The sequence below is a fragment of the Nostoc sp. UHCC 0302 genome (genome assembly GCF_038096175.1).
In the GTDB taxonomy this organism is placed as follows: domain Bacteria; phylum Cyanobacteriota; class Cyanobacteriia; order Cyanobacteriales; family Nostocaceae; genus UHCC-0302.
In genome coordinates this window covers 217,892-239,046 of the sequence record NZ_CP151102.1, presented here as the reverse complement: position 1 = coordinate 239,046, position 21,155 = coordinate 217,892, and the positions used below count along the sequence as shown (strand labels likewise).

The 21,155-nt window shown below is 40.8% G+C and carries 21 protein-coding genes; 8 read left to right on the top strand and 13 right to left on the bottom strand.

All coding sequences use genetic code 11. The annotated features are described in order from the left end of the window. Positions 1 to 135: 135 nt before the first annotated feature. Entirely contained in the window at positions 136 to 372 is a 237-nt protein-coding gene (locus WKK05_RS41260; protein ID WP_341532010.1) for a hypothetical protein, read from the bottom strand. A gap of 11 nt (positions 373 to 383) precedes the next feature. Beyond that, complete coding sequence (locus WKK05_RS41255) at positions 384 to 1,145, bottom strand: hypothetical protein (RefSeq protein WP_341532009.1); 762 nt, start codon at positions 1,143 to 1,145, stop codon at positions 384 to 386. A 228-nt stretch (positions 1,146 to 1,373) separates the two neighbouring features. Here WKK05_RS41255 and WKK05_RS41250 point away from each other — a divergent pair, with 228 nt between their 5' ends. Continuing rightward, positions 1,374 to 2,168 carry a methyltransferase domain-containing protein gene (locus tag WKK05_RS41250; protein ID WP_341532008.1) on the top strand — a complete coding sequence of 265 codons (795 nt, stop codon included), beginning with the start codon at positions 1,374 to 1,376 and terminating at the stop codon, positions 2,166 to 2,168. A gap of 330 nt (positions 2,169 to 2,498) precedes the next feature. Here the strand turns inward: WKK05_RS41250 and WKK05_RS41245 are convergent, their stop codons facing one another. Then, positions 2,499 to 3,200, bottom strand: coding sequence for a tetratricopeptide repeat protein (locus WKK05_RS41245; protein WP_341532007.1), 702 nt, complete (start codon positions 3,198 to 3,200; stop codon positions 2,499 to 2,501). Positions 3,201 to 3,468: 268 nt separating this feature from the next. Next, complete coding sequence (locus tag WKK05_RS41240) at positions 3,469 to 3,729, bottom strand: hypothetical protein (RefSeq protein ID WP_341532006.1); 261 nt, start codon at positions 3,727 to 3,729, stop codon at positions 3,469 to 3,471. A gap of 262 nt (positions 3,730 to 3,991) precedes the next feature. Here WKK05_RS41240 and WKK05_RS41235 point away from each other — a divergent pair, with 262 nt between their 5' ends. The 4 genes from WKK05_RS41235 to WKK05_RS41220 all read left to right on the top strand — a co-directional run bounded on the left by WKK05_RS41235 (position 3,992) and on the right by WKK05_RS41220 (position 5,928). Further along, positions 3,992 to 4,336 carry a hypothetical protein gene (locus WKK05_RS41235; protein WP_341532005.1) on the top strand — a complete coding sequence of 115 codons (345 nt, stop codon included), beginning with the start codon at positions 3,992 to 3,994 and terminating at the stop codon, positions 4,334 to 4,336. Positions 4,337 to 4,438: 102 nt separating this feature from the next. Continuing rightward, positions 4,439 to 4,750, top strand: coding sequence for a DUF2958 domain-containing protein (locus tag WKK05_RS41230; protein ID WP_341532004.1), 312 nt, complete (start codon positions 4,439 to 4,441; stop codon positions 4,748 to 4,750). Positions 4,751 to 4,754: 4 nt separating this feature from the next. Then, the gene (locus WKK05_RS41225; RefSeq protein WP_341532003.1) at positions 4,755 to 4,940 is read left to right on the top strand and encodes a hypothetical protein; all 186 of its coding nucleotides are present in this window, start codon (positions 4,755 to 4,757) and stop codon (positions 4,938 to 4,940) included. Between the two features lie 193 nt (positions 4,941 to 5,133). Beyond that, entirely contained in the window at positions 5,134 to 5,928 is a 795-nt protein-coding gene (locus WKK05_RS41220) for a P63C domain-containing protein (protein ID WP_341532002.1), read from the top strand. Between the two features lie 481 nt (positions 5,929 to 6,409). Here WKK05_RS41220 and WKK05_RS41215 read toward each other — a convergent pair whose 3' ends face one another. The 6 genes from WKK05_RS41215 to WKK05_RS41190 all read right to left on the bottom strand — a co-directional run bounded on the left by WKK05_RS41215 (position 6,410) and on the right by WKK05_RS41190 (position 10,298). Then, positions 6,410 to 6,817 carry a hypothetical protein gene (locus WKK05_RS41215; protein WP_341532001.1) on the bottom strand — a complete coding sequence of 136 codons (408 nt, stop codon included), beginning with the start codon at positions 6,815 to 6,817 and terminating at the stop codon, positions 6,410 to 6,412. A 41-nt stretch (positions 6,818 to 6,858) separates the two neighbouring features. Next, positions 6,859 to 7,401 carry a hypothetical protein gene (locus WKK05_RS41210; RefSeq protein ID WP_341532000.1) on the bottom strand — a complete coding sequence of 181 codons (543 nt, stop codon included), beginning with the start codon at positions 7,399 to 7,401 and terminating at the stop codon, positions 6,859 to 6,861. Positions 7,402 to 7,475: 74 nt separating this feature from the next. Continuing rightward, the gene (locus WKK05_RS41205; RefSeq protein WP_341531999.1) at positions 7,476 to 7,745 is read right to left on the bottom strand and encodes a hypothetical protein; all 270 of its coding nucleotides are present in this window, start codon (positions 7,743 to 7,745) and stop codon (positions 7,476 to 7,478) included. Positions 7,746 to 7,873: 128 nt separating this feature from the next. Then, positions 7,874 to 8,665, bottom strand: coding sequence for a hypothetical protein (locus WKK05_RS41200; protein ID WP_341531998.1), 792 nt, complete (start codon positions 8,663 to 8,665; stop codon positions 7,874 to 7,876). A gap of 36 nt (positions 8,666 to 8,701) precedes the next feature. Next, positions 8,702 to 9,181, bottom strand: coding sequence for a hypothetical protein (locus WKK05_RS41195; protein ID WP_341531997.1), 480 nt, complete (start codon positions 9,179 to 9,181; stop codon positions 8,702 to 8,704). Next, positions 9,171 to 10,298 (bottom strand): ParM/StbA family protein, encoded by a 1,128-nt coding sequence (locus WKK05_RS41190; RefSeq protein ID WP_341531996.1) that lies wholly within the window; start codon positions 10,296 to 10,298, stop codon positions 9,171 to 9,173. Before WKK05_RS41190 ends, WKK05_RS41195 begins: the two co-directional genes overlap by 11 nt. 418 nt (positions 10,299 to 10,716) lie before the next feature. On the opposite strand from WKK05_RS41190, the gene WKK05_RS41185 reads away from it, so the two are divergent. From WKK05_RS41185 to WKK05_RS41175, 3 genes are all read left to right on the top strand, one after another. Continuing rightward, complete coding sequence (locus WKK05_RS41185; protein ID WP_341531995.1) at positions 10,717 to 10,983, top strand: hypothetical protein; 267 nt, start codon at positions 10,717 to 10,719, stop codon at positions 10,981 to 10,983. Continuing rightward, positions 10,967 to 13,195 (top strand): MobF family relaxase, encoded by a 2,229-nt coding sequence (gene mobF / locus WKK05_RS41180; protein ID WP_341531994.1) that lies wholly within the window; start codon positions 10,967 to 10,969, stop codon positions 13,193 to 13,195. The genes WKK05_RS41185 and mobF overlap by 17 nt, the downstream gene beginning before the upstream one ends. 140 nt (positions 13,196 to 13,335) lie before the next feature. After that, a complete protein-coding gene (locus WKK05_RS41175; RefSeq protein WP_341531993.1) occupies positions 13,336 to 18,318 on the top strand; it encodes a DUF3854 domain-containing protein in 4,983 nt (1,660 codons plus the stop codon). Positions 18,319 to 18,363: 45 nt separating this feature from the next. Here the strand turns inward: WKK05_RS41175 and WKK05_RS41170 are convergent, their stop codons facing one another. From WKK05_RS41170 to WKK05_RS41160, 3 genes are all read right to left on the bottom strand, one after another. Next, a complete protein-coding gene (locus WKK05_RS41170) occupies positions 18,364 to 19,263 on the bottom strand; it encodes a restriction endonuclease (RefSeq protein ID WP_341531992.1) in 900 nt (299 codons plus the stop codon). Between the two features lie 198 nt (positions 19,264 to 19,461). Continuing rightward, positions 19,462 to 20,742, bottom strand: coding sequence for a hypothetical protein (locus WKK05_RS41165; RefSeq protein WP_341531991.1), 1,281 nt, complete (start codon positions 20,740 to 20,742; stop codon positions 19,462 to 19,464). Continuing rightward, positions 20,735 to 21,148: a hypothetical protein gene (locus WKK05_RS41160; RefSeq protein ID WP_341531990.1), complete on the bottom strand. Its 414-nt coding sequence runs from the start codon at positions 21,146 to 21,148 to the stop codon at positions 20,735 to 20,737. Before WKK05_RS41160 ends, WKK05_RS41165 begins: the two co-directional genes overlap by 8 nt. Between the last annotated feature and the right edge of the window lie 7 nt (positions 21,149 to 21,155).

Here is a 21,155-nt window from a genome sequence, read left to right as displayed (position 1 = left end):
ATGTACCCTAAGTCTTAATCAGAAATTTTATACCATTTTAGCACCTGTATATACCCCATATAGGTGGCGTTTAGGGTACTTTTAAACCGCTGAAATTTTGTACCCTACTTGACCCCTAACGAGGTAGCGATGCTGTTATAAATTCTGTTGCCGCAGCCATAATAAGAGCTGTAATTGCTGTGTGATTTCTTTTATTAGGTGTAAATCTTTTTGAGACAAACTTTTTTTATATTCATCAAAGAATGCTGAGTATTGCTGATCCAAAATTACGTTGGCTGAGTCGGAAAAATCTTGTGGCTGCTGTTTATTTTTTTCAAGCCATAGGTCGGCCACTTTTTTAAAATCGTCGTAGTTGAAATTTTCTTCACTCATAGCAAAAAGGTTTATTCCTCCTCATCCTCATCCTTATATTTGTACTCCTCATCCTCGTCTTCATCTTCGTCATAGTCGTATTCCTCATCCCCATGTTCTTCAAGCCACTTTCGTTCTTCCTCTTTAGCGATTTCAAACATTATTCTTCTTCTCTCCTCTCTTTCCCTCTCTTCGGCTTCAATCTCTTGTTTTTCCTTTTCCAGGCGTTCCCGCTCCAGCCTTTCTCTTTCTTGGGTTTCTTTCTCTACCCGTTCTCTCTCAATCTGAATTAACCGCTGCTCAATTCGCCCACAGTAGAAATCTAATGCCTTGCCTGTCGCTGTTCCAGTAATTGCGCCACCCATTAGAAAGATAAGTCCAGTTTTCCAACCTTGGATTGGGCCACCGCTCCACTCTAAGCGAGGTTCATTGAAGTACACCAGTACGGCGAAAATCACAATTCCAACTGCTGTATTTATGGGAGCAAAGATTCTCGGTGTCAATTCTGTTTTTCGCAGTATCAGCCATTGCCCCAGGCTGACGATAATGCTGAAGATAACGGCAGCGATGGCGCACAGAATAATATTGTCTGGGAACTTGAACGGGTCTACTCTCAAGCTAGCAATCAATGGTACGGCAATGAATGAAGACAGCAAAAAACCGAGAAACAAGCTAGCAGAACTCATTAAAGCCCAATATCGCCCCAGGTAACCCAAGCGAAACTTTAGCACCCACTCCTGAATTGCGAACATTGTCATCCAAAACGCAATCGCCGCGCTCATGTAATCAAGCATTGGTCATGTTTTACCCGTGTGTTGAAGAGGGTAATTTCTAGGATAAGCTAAATCAATTATGGTATATGACTTTTAGCATTTGTTACGGCAATTGCTCAAGTCAGCGTACTGCCAATGGCGAGGTTAATTAACGTGAGTTAGGTTTCAGGCAATGGCAGTAAATTATGAGCATTTGTATTGCGCGATGCAACGATTGTGACATACCTTCAGACTGAATGGATGTTATTTATGACCTACAAACAAGAGGTTATCGATTTTTACAACGCTAGGACGAACTATGATAACGATGCCACTTTCAATCGCGCAATCACACTTTTTGACTATGCAACTCCATTTCCTGGGCAATCCGTTTTAGATGTTGCAACAGGAACCGGAAATATTGCCATCGAAGCTGCTAAAAAAGTCGGCACAAGTGGTTCTGTGATTGGAATTGATATTGCAACAGAATTACTCAAGATTGCTCAGCAGAAAATTCAAGCAGAAAACTTATCCAATATTGAGCTAATTGAAGTCGATGCACAAATATATGAGCCGGAATCGAATCAATTTGACGCAATCTATTGTTCTTACGCGCTCGTGCTTTTTCCCAACATTCCTACGATTCTCGGAAATTGGTATCGTTTTCTCAAATCCAGTGGATTCATCGCATTTACCTGCTCATCGGAAGATTCATATTCAGCATTGTCAATCGTAGAAGCCTGTGCAAAACATGGAATCACACTTCCAAATCTGCATGAACCATTGGGAACACCAGAGCGAATTCAATACCTATTAACTCAAGCCAAATTTAATCAAATAGAAATTCATTCCCGACAACTGGGGACTTATTTGTGCTTAGAAAAAGCCCAGAGCAGATGGAATGGACAATTCTGGCTACATATCGATAATCCACTGCGCGAATTAAAACCGGAAAAAATTAGCCGGATTAAAGCGAGTTATGACGATAAGATCGCTGCACTAGAAACTGAGGAGGGCGTATGGCATGAGGAATTAATTTACTACGTTGTTGCTCGTAAAGTATAACCATCAAAATAGGAACGATAGCGCTCCGATTCGAGTTGTGAGATTCATAATGCTCTGCAAACCCCATAATCTAAGGATTAAGCGCCCGAATATTAAGCCGAACTGGCTTTATCTAAATATATAGTGCAACAGAAACGCTCACGCCTATGCAGAGCATGAAGTTAATCATATAGTTGCATTTATATAGTACAATTGTACTTGTAAATGGTTAGATTGCCAAAGCTAAAAGTAAAACACACTCCACTATGCTTCTAGAAATTAATTTCTAGGGGCATTTTATACTCTTTTTAGTTGTGTAAATAGGCATCTTTGATGCTTATTTGTAATTTGTTAATTTAATTGTGCAGACAGTTTTTGGATTTGCCGTTCTACAGACTTAATATGTTTATCATTTTTAGGCAAAAGGCGGTTGAATATCTCCAGTATCGTTTGGTAACACGACAATGCTTCTTCGTAACGTAATAATTGCTCCAAGCACTGGGCTAATTTTTCTATAATCCGAGCTTTATCGAACTCGTTAGCCTCAATGTATTTTAATTGAAGTGAAATATCGTAAAAAGCGATCGCTTGCTGATAGTTTTCAAGAGCCTGTGTATATTGCAACAAACTCAAGTGGAAATCAGCTATTGATGTAAATACACTAGCTTTGAGTGCATAATTACCATAGTCATTCGGAGCAAATTTGATTGCAGTATCATAGATACTAAGCGATTGCTGGTAAGTTAAAAATGCTTCTTTTACATAGTTTTGCTTTGATAAAAGTTCAGCTAATCTTTCTACTGCCATGCCGTAATATCCTAAACCAATCGCATCATCAGGAGTTAAAGAAAATACTCTTTCATACGTGGCAACTGCTTGCTTTAGAGTCTCAATTGCCTCTGTAGGTTCGTTTTGACGTAACTGTAATTCAGAGAGCTTTTCGAGCGCAAAACCCAATAGGTTGAGGGTATTGAAATCATTGGGAGAAAACCTAAGCGCCGTATTATAATTTCTGATTGCAATCGCGTAACTTTCTATTGTTTCTTGCTGCATAACGGTGTTGAGATTCGCGTTGAAGTTACTAATTCTCTGATGAAGGCATCAATCACTTTGAGGCAATGATATTTGGCTCAACTTATGTTCTCCAGTTGCAGCGTTCGCCTTTATCTAAAACAAAGTTAGCCAAAAGCTTCAAGTTCCTGAATGAATGCGTCAATCGCTTTGGCTTGGGCTGATTGTTTACCAATTTTCAGCTTCTTAAGGGTGCTTAAGCGAATAGCTTGGTAATCGGGTGGGGAATCCTGAGACAGAGTTGATGCTCTCAGGCTGCTAACTCCCCCAGCGATACCCTTAGTTGAGCTAATTCCTCTAATACTGGTGCTAACTTGGCTTCTATATGTTGGTCTATATCAGCCTGTGACAAAGGTGCAACAGTTCCTATTTGGGGTAACTCATTCCCCTGATTTATCCAAGCTACAAAGTCTTGTAGTAACGATGATGCACTAACCCCGCGCTTCTTAGCTTCAAGAAGAAATGTCTCCCATTGCTCATCTTCTACTCGAAATGTCGCCAATTTGCTCATAGTTCTATACATTTGACTGTAACTGTATACAGTATATCGCTTGTATAGAGCAAATGTATATAACTTTCACCTATAGGATAAGGCTATTTTGTATATAAGTTTGTATATAAAACATCTAGATTTTATTATATACAGCGTATATAATAAATGTATAGAGAGGTAAGTAAAGACCAAGTAACTTCCTACCGATCAGCAAATTAGAAGAGCGATCGCCCGGTCTCGCAAACTACGCGATCGCCCCTTCACCAAAACCACAAAGGAAATGATGATTACTACAACAATAGCACCTCAAACCGAACAGTCCATAAGCCAGCACTCTGTTATTTCATCGCAGCAAGTTTACCAGGAAGCCAAGATAGACTATCAAATCCTTGAGCAGAAAATCAGAAATACTTCCCTTGACCAGTTCAATTTGCTAGTGCAGCTAAATGGAGAACTAGCAGCCGCCGCACTGCATATGGAAGATGCCTTTTTTGCTTGGAGTGATGCGCTCGACTCCTTTGTGGCTGTACCAATAGAACCAGACCCACTCCCCACACCAGGACTGAGGTTGATTGATGGTTGGCTGCACGATCACCACGGTGGCCGGACTATCGTAGTAAGTTAGTCCCTACCTACAGCTAGAACTTTTACCCTTCAATCAGTTCTAGCTGTACCAAACCGAACGTACAGCAGTTTTATCCCTTCGCTTCATTAAAGGATTTTCAACATGGAATTATTAACAGCAGACATCCGTACTCAGTTACCTTCTTTAGCTTCTACTGAGGGCGAAAATGACCCGATTGCATACGTAAAATTCTTTATGCCAGGCACTAACTGGACTTGGCACGCCACTGAGTTTGATGGCGAAGATACCTTCTTTGGATTGGTGCAAGGGTTAGAAGAAGAGTTGGGCTGCTTTTGTTTAAGTGAATTGCAAAAAATTCGTGATTCCTTCGGGCGGCAAATCGAGCGTGACTTGTATTTTAAACCCACACCTCTGTCGCAACTGCACCCTCACAAACAAGGCCCTTCCCAGTAATAAAATGTCCAGCCGTCGCTTTCGCCCCAAAGGGCGAAAGCGCCTAGATACCTCGGTTTTGCCAAAAATATTATTGATACGGCTGGACATTTTATTTCTTGGATCTCCCCAATCGAAAATCAGCAGCTATTGCACTGCCGGATATGGCGTGATTACATATAACTTTACTGATGCTGACCGAGAAGACTAGGGCAGACTTTTTCAACTTCATGACGCAATTGCTAGGCGACGACTAAGCAATCTTCAACCCCTGGTATTTATCAGGGGTTGAATCAACACAGATTAATCACATTTGACCCAAACGGCAGAAAACGGATTTGCTATCCGTTCGGCTTTTCAAAAATTCCACTACGCACAATCACAAGTTTTAAGGACAAAAAAATATGTCTGACGATATCTTGCGCCAAGAAATTGACGGTGTAGAGTATTTTACCATAGCTAGCACTGGTGAGTCAGGGATGAGCCAGAGAGGACTTTCCCGGCTATGTGGTGTTGGCCTTAGAGCAGTACAAAATCTGCTGGACAACCTGACTAAAAAAACAGCACCACATTGGCTTCAAAGCCTTGTAGAAGGCGACTTATACCTGACTAAAAAAACTGCTGTTAAAGGGGGAGAAACTACACCAATCAAAGCTCAAGTTTGTTGGGGTGTATTACGATACTACGAGCGCAAGGGCAGAGTAGAAGCGGTTAGAGCTTTAGACGCTATTGGGGCGATCGGCATAAATAGTTTTATCCAAGCCAAGACAGGATGGTTGCCAGAGCAATATCAATCATCTCCTAAACAGCGCCAGCAAATAAGCCGTATCCTCTCAACACCCCAGCCTTGGACTTTGATGTTTGAGTCCGAGTTTGAAGAGAATCTAGCACGGTTAAGCAAACTGCATAAAAAGCACATTCAAAACGGCAAATACTATTGGGAGTTTATCTACAACTGGATGACTCCAGAAGAAAAAGCCAAACTTGACATCGTTAATCCCGTTCTAGCCAACGGACGCAGGAAACACAAAATACATCAGATGTTATCTTCTCAAACCAAACAACGACTATCACCACACGTTACATCAGTTTTAATACTCATGAAGTCAGCTAATTCAGTGGCAGAACTACGGCGATTGGTACAACGACAGTATGGAGTAGATCAACCTAATCTGTTCGATGGCTGGAGTCTGGAATAATTAGCGAGCGCACAGTGCGGCAGGTTTATTTGCCGCACTGCACTTAACTCTTCAACAAGCTAAATAATCTCGGATATGCTCTTGCTTGGTAGACAAAGTATGTAACGCCCGCTTTTTAACATACCTAACATTAGAGACATTCAAGTTGAGCTTTTGTGCACAAAAGTATCCAAATCGCTGCAATTGTACATATCAATTAACTGCTTCGATTACACTCGATTCAAACAAAGTATAAATCAAACAGTCAATTATTGAAACAGAATTCAGGAGTCAGAAGCCAGAATTCAGAATAAGTATTAAGAATTGTATAAAGGTCAACTGATGAATGTAACTTATTTATCCACAGAGATATAAACTGTGAAATACTGTCTAATCTACAAATCTAGTGTACTTCAAGAAAGATTAATTCTGTTTCCTGAATTCTGAATTCTGAATTCTTCAAAAGAATGTTAACTTGTACTAAGGTCAAGCATGGACTAGCTCATCTCTGGTGTTTCAGAGTTTTTTTCGGAATAGTTTTTGACAAACTATTCTGCTGGAGAAGAAATTTATTAAAACTCGGATTAGAGAACAAATCAGCTAGTTTTAAAAGCCCGATAAAGCAAGTAAAAGTTAGCAAATAAGTCAAGACAACTAAACTAAGTTTTTGACACGCGTCAAAAGCTAAATAATTTCTAACTTTGTGAAAGATTGCAGATTCTACATCTGACTTATTTAGTGCTGACTGAGCTTTTAGATACTCCAAAACTCGCAAGCATTGAGATATATCTTCGCCTCTGTGGACTTTTTGGCAAAGCAGAATTTCTAAGCGCTCAATCCGATGTTTTGGAGAAGACAAATTAATCTCATCCCACTCATCCCAAAGTTTAACTGTTTGCAGTTCGCTCATAACTTTATTCTGGAAAGGTTATAGTTACAGAAATATTTTAATCACATCTTTAAAGCAGAAATGAGGTAAGTTTCTGCCCCAGACCACAAAATGCATATCAGCGAATACTTAAACAGGTGACCAAACAAAGCCATCTTTAAGTATTCTTTAGCGACAACAATCTCTTGGCTGTTCAGGAGTTTTGCAACTGCTAATTCTAAGATGGCACGTCGAGAAATAGAGAACTCTTCTAAAACTTTACTTATTATATACAAGCCTCCAGGTACGCTAGCACAGGCGATTAATAAGGGGCCATTAGAGATAGCCCCCCAGAATGTCAAAACTGCAAATTGGAAAATTGATAATACAGAAAGGGGCAGATAAGAGAAACCATCAACGTATCGCAAAACCCGACTAGTTTCGTGAGCGCTAATTGCAATTGCTTCAATTGACTTACTGTCGTAAACATCTGATGGCAGACGTACAGCTAACTTTTTTAGGCGCACCTCATTCCAATGTATACCTAATTTTACAAATTTAATGAATGCAACTGATGCAGTTATTAAAAGTAACCCCTGGGAAATATTGAGTAGCCAAAAATGCATGGATCTACAAGTTAGGTAGTGGAAATCTATTAGTCATAGTGAAGGAAGTAATTAAACTTCCTCCAATTTGATGTTTACTTGCGACGATGACGAGTGGGTTTTTGTTTAGAGCGCTCGTAGTCTACTAACAATTGTTTTGCTTGTTCAGGTAGAATCACTTCATTTTTATTGATCCGCAATTGATAACAGTAGCTTTTCTTGCTAGGGCAAGGGATAGTGCTAGGAGTATTGATTCCAAGCATCATAAAACCAAGAGCAACCCCTGATGAGGTAATCACATAAGCAAAAATCGCAGAACGACCAGAACCAAGCCATCCACCAAGCCAAAAAAGAAATCCTTTCAATTTTTCAAACCGTTCTTGCCGAAGTTTTAACCACTCTTTAGATTTCCGGAGTTTTTCTATAGCTTTAGTATTAGATGCTTTCTCGACTTGAACATCAATGGTGCGTTCTTTGGCAGCAATTTCTTGTTTCAGGTGGTAGTCGTATCGTTCTTTGATTCTGGAGCTAATTCGGCTGACTTCATCAAAGAAAGGGGCAAGAGATTCTTGTGAGTTCGTGCCTCCAACATCGCTTCTAGGGGAGACTTTTTTCCAGACAGTTCCGCCAGAATTGTCTCTTCCAACTCGACGTAGAAATCACGAATCTCATCTTGACTCTGGGCTAGTTTATCAGAAACCTTTTGGAGATACATCTGGTTGATAAAACCCGGAGCCTTACTAGCTAGATTGTCTGTAATCTTGTCAACTAAATAAGCTAGTCCAGCTTCACTAGCCGTAGTAGTGTTGCTGATAGTACTCTTTAAATCTATAGGTTCACCTTGATTTTTTATTAAAGCTTCAACACGTTCGCACTCAAAAGGGGTATACTCATCTTTCTCAGAAAGTCCACAAGCTTCAATGATTTGAAGCATTTGGGATAATGAAATCTTAGCGTTGAGCCATTCACTCGCCATTGATTTGAGTTCAATGATACTCGTGCATTTAGATTCTGGCTCAAATAGATTAACGGCAGCTTTCTTTGGCTTGATTGAAGGCTTTGATTGTGTTGAAGAGGATGATTGAGAATCTTTCTGCGACTGAAACGTTTTTACAGCTGGCTCAAAAGAGTTGTTGATATCGTCGTGACTGTACTCGTGTTGGTCTACAGCTAAGCCACAACTTATAAGGATAGAATCTACATCTTCAAAAGATAATCCATACTTCTCTTGAAGAGATTGTTTGTTATGAGGTACATTGCCAAAAGCCGAGGAGTTATTATCCATCGTTATCCTTGCGTATTTGATTACTGTTAGAGGGCATCAACTGAACATTTCTTGAAAAGTATCATCATCTTGATTATGAATAAAGTCTTGCGGCGTATATTCCACTATTGCTTCAGTAGCTTCTTGGTTCACTAAATCAGGCTTTGAAGCTACTGATATGGACAATTGTTCTTTTGAAGACGAGTTGAGTGTACTTTTACGCCCTTGTGTTTTTCTTGTGTGTCCAGGTATAACCTGCTCTCCAACCTCCAGCCCAAAGCTTTCTGCCAAATAATTAATGTGCAGAGTCAATTTATAAATCGCTTCTCTGGCACACTGTTTAAGATAGTCCTCAGAGTAACCTCCCTTATGCATTAGAGCAAAAGGTAGCCAAAAAGCAGAAACAGCACCTATAACCTTCTCTTTTTCAGTTAATAGTGCATCCCGATTTTTCAGAAAATCTCCTAGCACTTCTGTCATTCCTCCGATTCCAAAAGCTGTACGGAAGTAATATTCAACTCGTTTATTAAGAGACATGACTCTTCACCTGCGTAATTGAAGCTGCTTTGTGTTTTTTGCCACACAGATAAAAAAATAGCCCATAGACATCTGTCAATCTATAATCAAGAGATTTAGTTGCTACTTGCTGAGAAAAGCTGCTAAGGACTTGTTTTTCTAGTTGTTCACACCAGTTAATTTGTGAGAACGAGAAAAAACTATTTAACTCTGGACGTAAAAAGTTGGCCGTACCACCTGCTAACAAAACTTCATCAGTAGAACGCGGTACTTGTAATTTTAGCCATTGAGAAAGCATCATCCAGTACTCTTCCCTTGCATTAGAGATCGCCGCTCTTATAGTTGAAAGTTCATGATTTTTATAAGCCGAATCTAGGGATACCACTAATTCTTCTAGAGCCTTTGGAGAAACATTCTTGCCTGCTTTACAAATTGCTCTAACCAGATGAAGGTCACTTAGTCCAGATGTTTGACTCTTGACTGACTCAACCAACTTGGCAAACCCCAAAGGCTCAGTATGTCCAACAGACATTTCACCACGCTCAACCAATAGTATAGATGCATCTCTATATCCGAGCATAACTACTGCGATTGTTTGTTCTTTGAGACTAGAACCAGGGGCGCGCCCTCTCGTCAGTACTCCACCCCCTTCAGGCAAGCAGATAAATAAGTCCACTACAAAAGATTTCTCACATCCTCTGAACTTATAGTTTGCTAGAGCTTCAGTGATTAGTGTATTAAACAAATCCCTGTCTTTATATTCTCCCCAAGGAAGCAGAATTCCAATACGAACTTTTGAACCATTAGGTAAATCATGTTGTTCTGCGATCGCTCCTACCATCGCCAGAACTTTAGGAACCGCTAATTCAAACTTTCTTCGTTGTAACTGTAAACCAGCGTGAAATCTTTTCCTAGCCAGAAATCCTACTGCTTGATGCTTGCCCTTATATTCAATCCAAGCACTATTCTCTGGTGATGAACTCCCAATCTTTGCTTGTTCGTAAGACTCTAAGCTTTTAATTGGAACAACAGCCACCTCTGGCTCCATCAAGATTAATTCTGGCTTGAAATTTTCTAAAGTGAAAAATCCTTTGAGAAAAGACCCACCGGGATCTACAGCTAAGGTCAACTCACTCATTATATAAATTCTTAATTGCGAAATCCTCTTTCTGATTTTATGTGATTTTTGTGTAAGAAGTGTGATTTATTTAATTTGTGTAACTTATGTGTAACTCCTGTGGTGTACTTGTGTATGCCCTGTGTATGTTATGTGGAATCCATTCCGAAAAATTCCTTTTTCACTATCAGTAAGTTTGACTTAATGAGAATCAGCTTTCATTGTGGGCTGGCTGTGTAAAAAGTGTGTATAAGCTGTGGTAAACCCGTGGAAATCTGTGGGGAAAATGTGTAAGTAATGTGGAATAAACAATATTTCTCGATTAATCTACAACCACAAATTAATCGCATTTTCTGACGCACAATACGCCAAATTTGGCGGAAAGTTTGAGCCGATAATTTGCTATATTTAATAGCAATATAAGTGGTGAATAAAAAATTTGTTGAAGTCAAAGTCTCATCAAAAATTTTTAACTCGGCATCAAACTTATTTTGGTTTGATGACGGTGATGAACAATGACTTGAATAGTTACTCTCTTAAGTTATGTAAAGGGGAAGAGGGAATAGGGAGCAAGGAACAGAAAAGAGAGAATAAGCAAGAAAGTGAACAGCTTGGTTTTAAGAGTTTCCTGTTGCCCGCTCCCTGTTCCCACCCCGAAGGGGCTGCAAAGCTGATAGCAGAGGTGAGCGATGCTAACAGCTGCTAATGTCTCTTCAGAGATGGCAGTAAACTACTTCATCAAGAACTACTACCACCAAGGCAAGTCACGCTGGAGTGCTCAAGGTGCAGAGAAGCTTGGTTTATCAGGGGCAGTTGAAAATCAGCAAGTGTTTATAAATGTAATTGAAGGGCGCTCACCCGATGGTCGTGAGCAGTTAAATGCCAGGGTGCTGAAACAAAAAGAACGCAGGGCAGCGCTAGACTGTACATTTTCTGCGCCCAAGAGTGTGAGCCTAATGGCGTTGGTAGGTGGAGATTCTAGATTAATTACCGCGCACCATCAGGCATTAGAAAAAGTATTAGCGTTAATGGAACAGCGTTACGCCACAACGAGGGTAACAGAAGGTAATTCCAGGCTTCGGGTGAATACTAATAATCTGGTAGTCGCGCAGTTCGATCACATCGAGAGCCGTTCTCTAGACCCACATCTGCATACCCACTGCTTAGTCATGAACACAACTGAGGCTTCGGGTAAATGGATGAGTTTGGTCAATAATGAAATATTTGCCAACAAGAAATTCCTGGGCATGGCGTATCAAAGCTATTTGGCAGCGGAAGTAATCAAGTTGGGGTATGAGGTAGAACCCAAAAAACATGGACAATTTGAAATCAAGGGGTTTAAGGAGCAGGATTTAGAGGCGTTTTCAAAACGGAGGCAGCAAATCATTGCGGCGGCCGGTACATCTTCAACTTGGGCAGAGCGTGAGAAAATCTGGGATACTACTCGGCAGCGTAAGCAGAAAATTTCCGAATCAGAACTCAAATCACTGTGGCATGAAGAAGCTGCGGCCCTGGGTCTTACCTTTGTTAAGCCAGGAAAACCGAGACAGGATATACCAGTCAATGGCTTGAGCTTGGCAGATGCTCTAGCCGAGGCGATCGCTCATTGTAGTGAGAGGAATGTTGCTTTCAAGCAGGAGGATTTAGAGAAATTCATCATCTCGGAAAGGCTTTTTACTGATGTGACTGCAATTGAGCCATTGATCAAGCAACATCAGGAACTAATTGCCATACCTGGGCTTTCTCTGCAATACACCACTCAGAAAGCGGTAAAGCGAGAACTGGCAACGATTGAATTGATGCAACAAGGCCAAGGGATACTCAACCCCATATATAAAAGAGAGACAGTTGAAAATTACTTGGAGAAAACCTCACTAAACTTTGGGCAGCGGCAGGCAGTTAGTCTAGCCGCAACGACAACAGACCAATTCATTGCGTGGCAGGGGGTAGCCGGGGCTGGTAAGACTTTTGCTCTCAAAGAATTAAACGCGATCGCACTCGCCCAGGGCTATACAGTCAAAGGTTTTGCCCCTTCATCAATGGCAGCAAAGGTACTGAGTGAGGAACTAGGCATACAGTCTGAGACTGTAGCCAGCTTATTGGTAGGAGAACCAGAGCCAGAAGTAGAAGCAAACCAGATTTGGATTGTAGATGAAGCAGGTTTGTTATCAGCAAAGGATGCCCATGCACTGCTAGAGAGAGCGACCCTTGAGGGAGCAAGACTATTGCTAGTAGGGGATACCAAGCAATTATCGGCAGTGGAAGCTGGAAACCCGTTCAAATCTCTGCAACTTGCTGGTATTAAAACCGCACACTTAACACAATCAAACAGACAGCGTAACCCGGATCTCAAGATAGCAGTAGACTTAATCGCAGACGGGAGAGTAGAAGCGGGATTTAAGCAATTAGAAACAATTGGCAGTATTTTAGAAGTATCGTCTGATACGAAGTCAGAGACAATTGCTGCTGACTATATAGCACTTTCTAAAGAGCAACGAGCGCGAACACTGGTACTCGCTGGCACAAATTTCGAGAAATTAGCGCTGACTCAAGCAATTCGGGGCAAGCTGAAAGTTGAGGGGAGCTTAGGGGCAACAGCAAATATCACTCAATTAAAAGCTAAAGATTTAACCAAAATACAGATGCGCTACACCCATAACTTTGAACTGGGTGATGTAGTGATGCCGACGCGCAACTACAAGCGGCGGGGTTTAGAGAAAGGTAAGTTATATGAAGTAGTTAGCAAGGATCTTGATCGGCTAATATTAAAAACCCCTACTGGGACACGTTTAGAAGTAGATACCAATTTTGAAAAGGCTGTTTACCAGCGTGATGAAATTGAGATTGCTGTGGGCGATCGCTTGCAATGGAAGAAAAATGACCGCCAACTACAACGGCGTAACGGCAGGAGTTTGTAGTCACAGCGATTGAGGGAGATTCTGCTCAAATTCAATATCTTGATACCAAAACTACTGAGATTATTAACCTCACAGAGGCACAAAACTTAGACTACGCGCTCGTCAGCACAATCTACAGCAGCCAAGGGAAAACTACTGATTTGGCGTTGATTGCAGCAGATTACACTATTGGGCAAGAAAGTTTTTATGTGGCAATTAGCAGAGCTAGACAAAATGTCAAACTTTATACTAGAGATAAATTAGAATTACTAGAACTGGCGCAAGAGTCTAAAGCCAAAGAGAACGCTTTAGAATTGCTGATCAAGCAGATAAAGGAGACACAAAAACAATCCTCAGCGATAACTGTCTCGGTCAGCCCAAGAGTTCAAGAGCCAGTAAACAAACTTTCGCTTGCAATAGCACAGCCTGTACTGAAAGCTCAACCACCAGTCACAGAACAAGTTTCTTTACCAGTTAGTCGGCCAGTTCCATTAGTTACAACGAGTTTAGAAACTTCATCCCAAAAGCCTGTTGTCAAACCCATAAAAAGGCAACACCAAACAAATCTTTCCTCCTCGTTGCCTGTTAAAAGTTCCCCCGTTGTCAAAATCCAAAAACCACCATTCCATAAACAACCCAATGTTTTTGAAAAACCAGTATTAAAGACTGCTGCGCCAAGTTCAGCATTTTGGATACCTCAAAAGCTAGAAGAGACACCCAATTTCATTGAATCAAACCACTGGCAAGAGTTTTTTGATAGTGCCATTCATCCTGATATTGCGGCAAAAAACTTTGAAAGCCTTCAATTCAACTACGCAGGTGGGGAGCATGAAGCCTGGGAACGCCTCATGGTCAGCGACAAACTCAATCGTACAAATACAGGGCGACTTAGTGAGGGGTTAATCAGAGCATATTCTCATCTGGATGCTGGCGGCTGGTGGTGTGATGCCGGAGTAGATCCACGCTCATTTGCTGATTTAAACCCAGGCAAAAAACCAATCCTCAAACGATGGGGCTGTTACAAACCAAATACGCCCAGGGCAAAAAAAGATGAGAATAATCAAATCATTGAAGGGAAATTTATCAAATATGAGCATCCCCCAAAAGTTGAATTAAGTATCTTCTTGCTTGATGTCCCTACTGACATTGCCGAGCGCATCTATTCTAAACATCAAGTTAATCCCACCGAGGGCGATCGCCAATCAGGATTTTGGTACTGCGTATGGAAATATAACCTTCCTTGTACAATCACAGAAGGAGCCAAAAAAGCGGCCAGTCTATTGAGCCAGGGTCATGCAGCCATTGGTCTACCAGGGATATCAGCAGGATACCGTTCTCCCAAGGATAAATTTGGCAACAAAATCGCTAAGTCTTACCTACATGAAGAATTAGCAGTTTTCGCCACACCAAATAGAGTTTTCAAATTCTGCTTTGACTACGAAACCAAGCCCCAAACGAAGCTCAATATTGAGCGAGATATTTCCGTAACTGGAAGATTATTACAAAAAGCTGGAGCTTGGGTCAAAGTCGTCAGCTTGCCAGGCCCAGACAAAGGTGTTGATGATTTCATAGCTGCTCGTGGGCCACTCGCTTACGAGAAGTTGAGTCATGAAGCCATGAGATTAAGGGATTGGCAGAAACTATTGCTCCCCTCAAGCCCTGCTGCAATAGAGCCTCCACGTCAACTGACACAATCACAACGTTCTTTACAAACACAGGCAACTGGGAACAGGCAACAGGCAACAGAGAGTGACAAATTGGATCTCTTATCAACACACAGAGAAGACGAAATAGAACAAACTGTTCCCTGTTCCCTGTTCCCTATTCCCTGCCTTTCACAAAATCAACCCATAGGAGAAAACCATGACCTCAACCAACGAGAACAACGCAACACAGATACAGTTGCTAACCGAGAAAATAGAGGAGTTGAGCCAGAAAATCGAGTTCTTAGCAACGAGCCAAGCCGAGAACCTAACCGAATTGAAAGCGAGTCACTTGAACTTCTTGCAGCAGTTAGCCGAGACATTGAATGCCAAGAAGACCTCGAACTTGGAGCCATTAGTGCAAGAATTAACCCAAGCTCTACAGATGCTCGGCTTCGAGGTCAACGAGCAACGAGCTTCTCAAGACAAGTTAACCCAGAGAATTCAGCAGTTATTGACTGCACAGCAAGTGATGTCAGTTTTGAACAAAGTGGAAACGCCAAACGACCAACTACCGAACAACTCCTAAACACAATTACTGAGAATATTCAGCAGTCAGTAGTTGAATCAGCCTTGGTTGAGACCGGCGCACAATTAGCAGAACAACTGTACGGCTATCAGCAGCAGTTCTCAGGAGCCAAAACCAAATTAGATGACTTGAGAGCGGCGATCGCTCCAATTGAGGAAAAACTCTTATTACAAACAACAGCGGATATAATCTCTGACTTTTCGAACAAGTCAGTAGTTGAATCCACCCTAATAGCTGTGTTGCCACAATTGCTAGAGCAACTCGAAGAAGTCACTCAGCAATTAGCTCTCTATACAGCTATTGCTCAACAGTCAGAACATGAAAGTTCACAAAAAACTGTTTGGGCAATAGCTGAGAATATTGAGCAGTCATTAGTTGAATCTACGCTTAGCATTACATTACCACTGTTAATAAAACAACTCTCTCCCTTAAAACAGCAGCAAGAAGGAGTCATCAGCAGATTTGAGGGTTTAGAAGCAGTCATTACTCAAATTGAGCAACGAATTTCATCACAAAGAACTCTTTATGCAATCACTCAAAATATTGAATACTCGGCTGTCTCCTCTGCCCTAACTGAAGCCTTACCGCAACTAATAGAGCAACTTTCTCCCCTGAGACAGCAGCTAAAAAAAGGTATTGCCACATTTGACAAAATATCTACAGCAATTGAGCGCTCATCACAACGCCTTGATTCACAAAAAATTGTAGATGTAATTGCTGAGGATATTGAACAGTTGGCTGTCTCCTCTGCCCTAACTGAAACCTTACCACAACTAACAAACCAACTCTCTAAAACTTGCCAGCAGCTAAAAGTCATCAGCAAATTTGATGATTTAGAAGCAAATATTGGTCAAATTGAGCAAAGCCTTGATTCACAAAAAATTATCGATATAATTGCTGAGTCGATTGAATACTCGGCTGTCTCCTCTGCCCTAAGTGAAACGTTACCACAACTAATAGAGCAACTTTCTCAACGTCACCAGCATATATCAGAAATCAGAACTACATTCGATGATCTGGAAACAGCGATTTCTCAATTTGAGCAACCCCTTTCACCACAGAAAACTCTTTACGTAATTTCTCAAAATATTGAGCGGTCATTAGTTGAGTCTGCCCTGGCTAAAACTTTACCGCAGCTAATAGAACAACTCTCTCAATATCGCCAGCAGCTAAAGGGAGGAAAAGCCACATTTGACAAAATATCTACAGCAATTGAGTGTTCATCACAATGCCTTGATTCACAAAAAACTATCGATATAATTGCTGAGTCGATTGAATACTCGGCTGTTGAGTCTGCTCTAACCCAAATGTTACCGCAACTAGTAAACCAACTTTCTAAAACTTGCCAGCAGCAAAAGGCATCTAGAACCACGTTTGAGGGCTTAGGATTAGCTATTAATCAAATTGAACAAGAACTTGATTCACAAAAAACTATTTACACAATTGCTCAAAACATTGAATACTCGGTTGTTGAATCTGCCTTAACCCAAACGTTACCGCAACTAATAAAACAACTCTCTCTCTTCAGACAGCAGCAAAAAGCTCTTAAACCCAAATTTGACAAAATATCTAAAGCAATTGAGCGTGAAATACAATATCCTGCTTCACAGAGAATTATCTTATCAATTGCTGAAGATATTGAACAGTTATCAGTTGAATCTGCCTTAACCCAAACGTTACCGCAACTAATAAAACAACTCTCTCCCTTGAGCCAGCAGCTAAGGGAAGGAAACACCACATTTGACAAAATATCTACCGCAATTGAGCGGGAAATACAATATCTTTCTTCACAGAGAACTCTTTACACAATTACTGACTCGATTGAACAGTTATCAGTTGAATCTGCCTTAACCAAAACTTTACCACAACTAATAAAACAACTCTCTTCCTTCAGACAGCAGCTAAGGGAAGGAAACACCACATTTGACAAAGTATCTACCGCAATTGAGCGGGAAATACAATATCTTTCTTCACAGAGAACTCTTTACACAATTACTGACTCGATTGAACAGTTATCAGTTGAATCTGCCTTAACCAAAACTTTACCGCAACTAATAAAACAACTCTCTCCCTTAAGCCAGCAGCTAAAGATAGGAAACACTACCCTTGACAAAATATTTACCGCAATTGAGCATGAAATACAATATCTTTCTTCACAGAGAAATCTTTACACAATTACTGACTCGATTGAACAGTTATCAGTTGAATCTGCCCTAACTGAAACGTTACCGCAACTAATAAAACAACTCTCTCCCTTAAGCCAGCAGCTAAAGGAAAGTAACACCACATTTCAGCAGTTTGAGCAATTACTTGGAAATGGATTAGTAGAGTATTTAACCCAAAAAACTCAAGCCTCAGAATACTTGGCTCTCAATGCTATTTCTGATCACGTTGCTCAGGAAACCGTGGCAAGTTATGGGACTGTATTAGCGCTTTCAAAGCTGAAAGAATTGTTAGAGGTGAGTCCATCTCAAACTCATACCGAATTTACTACTGCCTTAGAACTCGTGCTTGACTTAATTGAAAGGTTGGGACATCATCGGAATCATGACCAAGAAAATGTTCAACTCTCCTCTTCAAAGCTGACAACAAATATAGAAGTAGAATCTGAATTATCAAAAGAGTCACTTAAATTGCACCTCAAACAGGTTATTCAGGGTTTAGCTCGTGAGCAACTCGCAGAGGTAGTTATGGAAGTAGGTAAATATGTTAAAGGTGAATTCGTAACAGGAAAAAAAGTCAGTGAGTTATTCATGAGTGTTACAACTGATGCCAAAGCTTTGACTTTTGAGCAGAAAATGAATCTCGTTAGGCAACTGATTAGAGATGACAAACCATCGATTATGGAAAGATTGAGAATTAATTCGCCATCGCCAGATGATAACGGGGAACATCTCCGGTTTCGACGCTAACTTATCAGTTATCAGGTATTAAATATTTACCAATTCATTGATGGGTTAGTTGTTCACTGTTCGCTTTTCACTGTCCGCTGATTTAATTGGTATTGTTACCCCTATTATTTTCAACTGCTTACCTAAAACAAAATTTACTAGTTTCTGTCCGCTCACTAAGATGATTTCATCGGAGTCACGAATCAACTGTTTTGATAATTGTCCAGTTATGCCAGTATGTACGAAGAATCCACCACTGGCTCTTTCACCTTCAATACAGTACAGGAAATCTTTGATGTGTTCTGCATTAATGTGATTAGCGTAACGCTTAACCTGGATTACATAAAGCTTTCCCAAAATCAACACCCGACCATCTACCCCGCCGTCACCCGTATACCGAAAGTTGCGTTGGATTTGCCAGCCTTGTTCAAGGCAGCAAGTGAGTACCAACTCTTCAAAAACGTAAGGTGATATCCTACGTAGTATGGCAATTACAATTGGCAATTCAGCTATAGGAGTTATGCTACGAAGCTGTTGTAAGACTTGACTAGCATACTCAATATTATCCAAGTGTTTCTTAAGATTTTTAGGTAATCTAACCCTTGGTGTTGCCGCTGGGCTTGGTCGTACAAAAACCCTTAGTGTTGTCGCTGAGCTTGGTGGTAATTGCTTCTTAAAATTTTTGGCTAAGAGAGCCTTTTGCGTTGGTGTTGGACTTAGTGGTAATTGCTTCTTAAGATTTTTAGCTAAGAGAGTCTTTTGCGTTGGTGCTGGGCTTAGTGGTACAAAATTTGAAGCTGAAATTGACGACGCTTCTGTACTCTTGGGTGGTAATTGCGATTGCTTAAAACCTTGGGAGCGATACTTTGACTTTGGCGTTGAAGGTGGAAATAATGCAAACAGCCAAGCTAGAAAAATTATCCCACCCAGTGCAAACAACAAACCAATAATTAGGATTAGTATCATTTTCACGCTTCCCTTTGATCATGGGGCAGAGAGCAGGGGAGCAGAAGAGTGGGGGAGCAGGGGAAGTAGGGGAGGCAGGGGAAGCAACATTAATGAATGGTGGCAAGATTTCCTCCATTTCTCCCAATTCCTCCCCTGCCCCCAATTCTTCCAATTCTCCCCCTGCTCCCCCTGCTTCCCGTGCCTCCCCTACTCCCCCTATCTATGCATACCTCTAGATTGTGATTCTTGTTGAGAATCCTGCTTCATCTGATGATGCATATCAACAACAGATTGAACCTTATCAAGTGCCTGTAACTGCTGCTCTGAAACGTTAGGCGATAAAATCCCTTTTTCGAGTACAGCCTCACCGTTTTTAGCACGGACGATTACATTATCGCCAAGACGTTCAAAATCAAAACTTGTACTTTTAAAACTTTTAGAACCATCAGGGTTATCTTTGCCCAAAATGTTAAGCAGGGCTTTGACACTTTGCTCGATAGCTTGACCCTTGGCATCCTCAATAGCAGCCCTAAGTTCAGTTCGAGTATTGTCAATGGCTGACTTAACACCCACAAGGCTTTGCCCAACAGTGTTTTTAACGCCGTCTACCTGTGTACGCAACTCTTGAGTTAAGTTACCGATTTGTTGATTGAGTTCATCCCTGACGTTATCTGTGTTTTCTCTGACTTCATCTAGTCGGTTAGTAAGTTGTTGCTCTAGGAGAGATTTCATCTGTGCAATTTCTTTCCTAAGCTTCGTGACTTCAGGAGTCAGCGCATCTTTAAGGCGCTCAAATGCATTCAAAGCTGTTTTCTTTACCTGACGTTCAACCGAACCAACCCAGTTTTGCAGTTTAGTATTTTGAACTTGTGGCAAAAACCCTTCATTCACCTGTGACAATGCTTTTTGGGTATTCTCAATTAACTGTTGCTGCTTTTCTAAAGACTGACTCATTTCCGCAACTTGAGCAGCTAGTTGTGACAGGGATTCAGGCGAATGCTGGTTTGATTTAATACTATCTACAAGTTTTTGCTGTTCACTAAGTTTCTTCTGCAACACTTGCACTTGCTTTTGTAAAGCTTCTACGCTGTATGTTCGCTGCTGTGGGGCTTTTTTATGTGCTTGAACTGTAGCATTTGTGAGCCCAAAAGTATCAACATATACTTTTCCTTGTTGGCTATGAAAGACTTTTTCGTTATCAATCTTAATTGAGACAGTACCGTTAAAGCTTTGAGGGTCAGAGAGGGATTTATTTAGAATTTCCGTCTTTTGAGGATCTAAAGAATTAAAAGATGGCTTTTCTCCCCTTTCACCTTCATAAACTTTTTTTCCTGATATGTATATCGATAAATGCTCCTTGCCACGTGGTTTTTGAGAGTCCCCCTGCAAAGGGGATTTTTTCTTCTCTTCATCCTTTTTATTTTTCTGCTTGAAGATATATTCCAGTATGTCTAGATAATCACGTTTGACTTCCTTCCCATCCCCATCATTAATCATTGTTCTTACCTAGTATTATTGATTGTAGTAATCCGCTAATATCGGTATTTATTTCTGGAATCACAGCACCACCAATATGATTAAGTATTTCTCTACCTTCAATTTCAATGTAAGCAAAGTCTGCATCAAGTATTAGAGTTAAAGACGATGGATTGGACTCAGTTTGGTATGGAATATAACCAAGCAGAACATTATCCCAGATAGAAATTACAGCATTCTCAATCTCAGCAGTATAAACTTCAATGCTCTGAGGAACATATCCTTCAGGAAAAGGTTTATTATCCCAACTATCAGAGACATTTACTATTTCTGAAGGATATCTATTGGCTAAAGCGGCTATATCAGGCGGAAGTCTTAAAATTCTTTTTCTGTCTGTTTCTGAGATGCGGTAAGAATTATCTGACATAAATTAT

Coding starts and splice junctions, on each gene's coding strand:
- WKK05_RS41260 (WP_341532010.1), bottom strand. CDS start 372: ATGAGTGAAGAAAATTTCAACTACGACGATTTTAAAAAAGTGGCCGAC.
- WKK05_RS41255 (WP_341532009.1), bottom strand. CDS start 1,145: ATGCTTGATTACATGAGCGCGGCGATTGCGTTTTGGATGACAATGTTC.
- WKK05_RS41250 (WP_341532008.1), top strand. CDS start 1,374: ATGACCTACAAACAAGAGGTTATCGATTTTTACAACGCTAGGACGAAC.
- WKK05_RS41245 (WP_341532007.1), bottom strand. CDS start 3,200: ATGCAGCAAGAAACAATAGAAAGTTACGCGATTGCAATCAGAAATTAT.
- WKK05_RS41240 (WP_341532006.1), bottom strand. CDS start 3,729: ATGAGCAAATTGGCGACATTTCGAGTAGAAGATGAGCAATGGGAGACA.
- WKK05_RS41235 (WP_341532005.1), top strand. CDS start 3,992: ATGATGATTACTACAACAATAGCACCTCAAACCGAACAGTCCATAAGC.
- WKK05_RS41230 (WP_341532004.1), top strand. CDS start 4,439: ATGGAATTATTAACAGCAGACATCCGTACTCAGTTACCTTCTTTAGCT.
- WKK05_RS41225 (WP_341532003.1), top strand. CDS start 4,755: ATGTCCAGCCGTCGCTTTCGCCCCAAAGGGCGAAAGCGCCTAGATACC.
- WKK05_RS41220 (WP_341532002.1), top strand. CDS start 5,134: ATGTCTGACGATATCTTGCGCCAAGAAATTGACGGTGTAGAGTATTTT.
- WKK05_RS41215 (WP_341532001.1), bottom strand. CDS start 6,817: ATGAGCGAACTGCAAACAGTTAAACTTTGGGATGAGTGGGATGAGATT.
- WKK05_RS41210 (WP_341532000.1), bottom strand. CDS start 7,401: ATGCATTTTTGGCTACTCAATATTTCCCAGGGGTTACTTTTAATAACT.
- WKK05_RS41200 (WP_341531998.1), bottom strand. CDS start 8,665: ATGGATAATAACTCCTCGGCTTTTGGCAATGTACCTCATAACAAACAA.
- WKK05_RS41195 (WP_341531997.1), bottom strand. CDS start 9,181: ATGTCTCTTAATAAACGAGTTGAATATTACTTCCGTACAGCTTTTGGA.
- WKK05_RS41190 (WP_341531996.1), bottom strand. CDS start 10,298: ATGAGTGAGTTGACCTTAGCTGTAGATCCCGGTGGGTCTTTTCTCAAA.
- mobF (WP_341531994.1), top strand. CDS start 10,967: ATGCTAACAGCTGCTAATGTCTCTTCAGAGATGGCAGTAAACTACTTC.
- WKK05_RS41170 (WP_341531992.1), bottom strand. CDS start 19,263: ATGATACTAATCCTAATTATTGGTTTGTTGTTTGCACTGGGTGGGATA.
- WKK05_RS41165 (WP_341531991.1), bottom strand. CDS start 20,742: ATGATTAATGATGGGGATGGGAAGGAAGTCAAACGTGATTATCTAGAC.
- WKK05_RS41160 (WP_341531990.1), bottom strand. CDS start 21,148: ATGTCAGATAATTCTTACCGCATCTCAGAAACAGACAGAAAAAGAATT.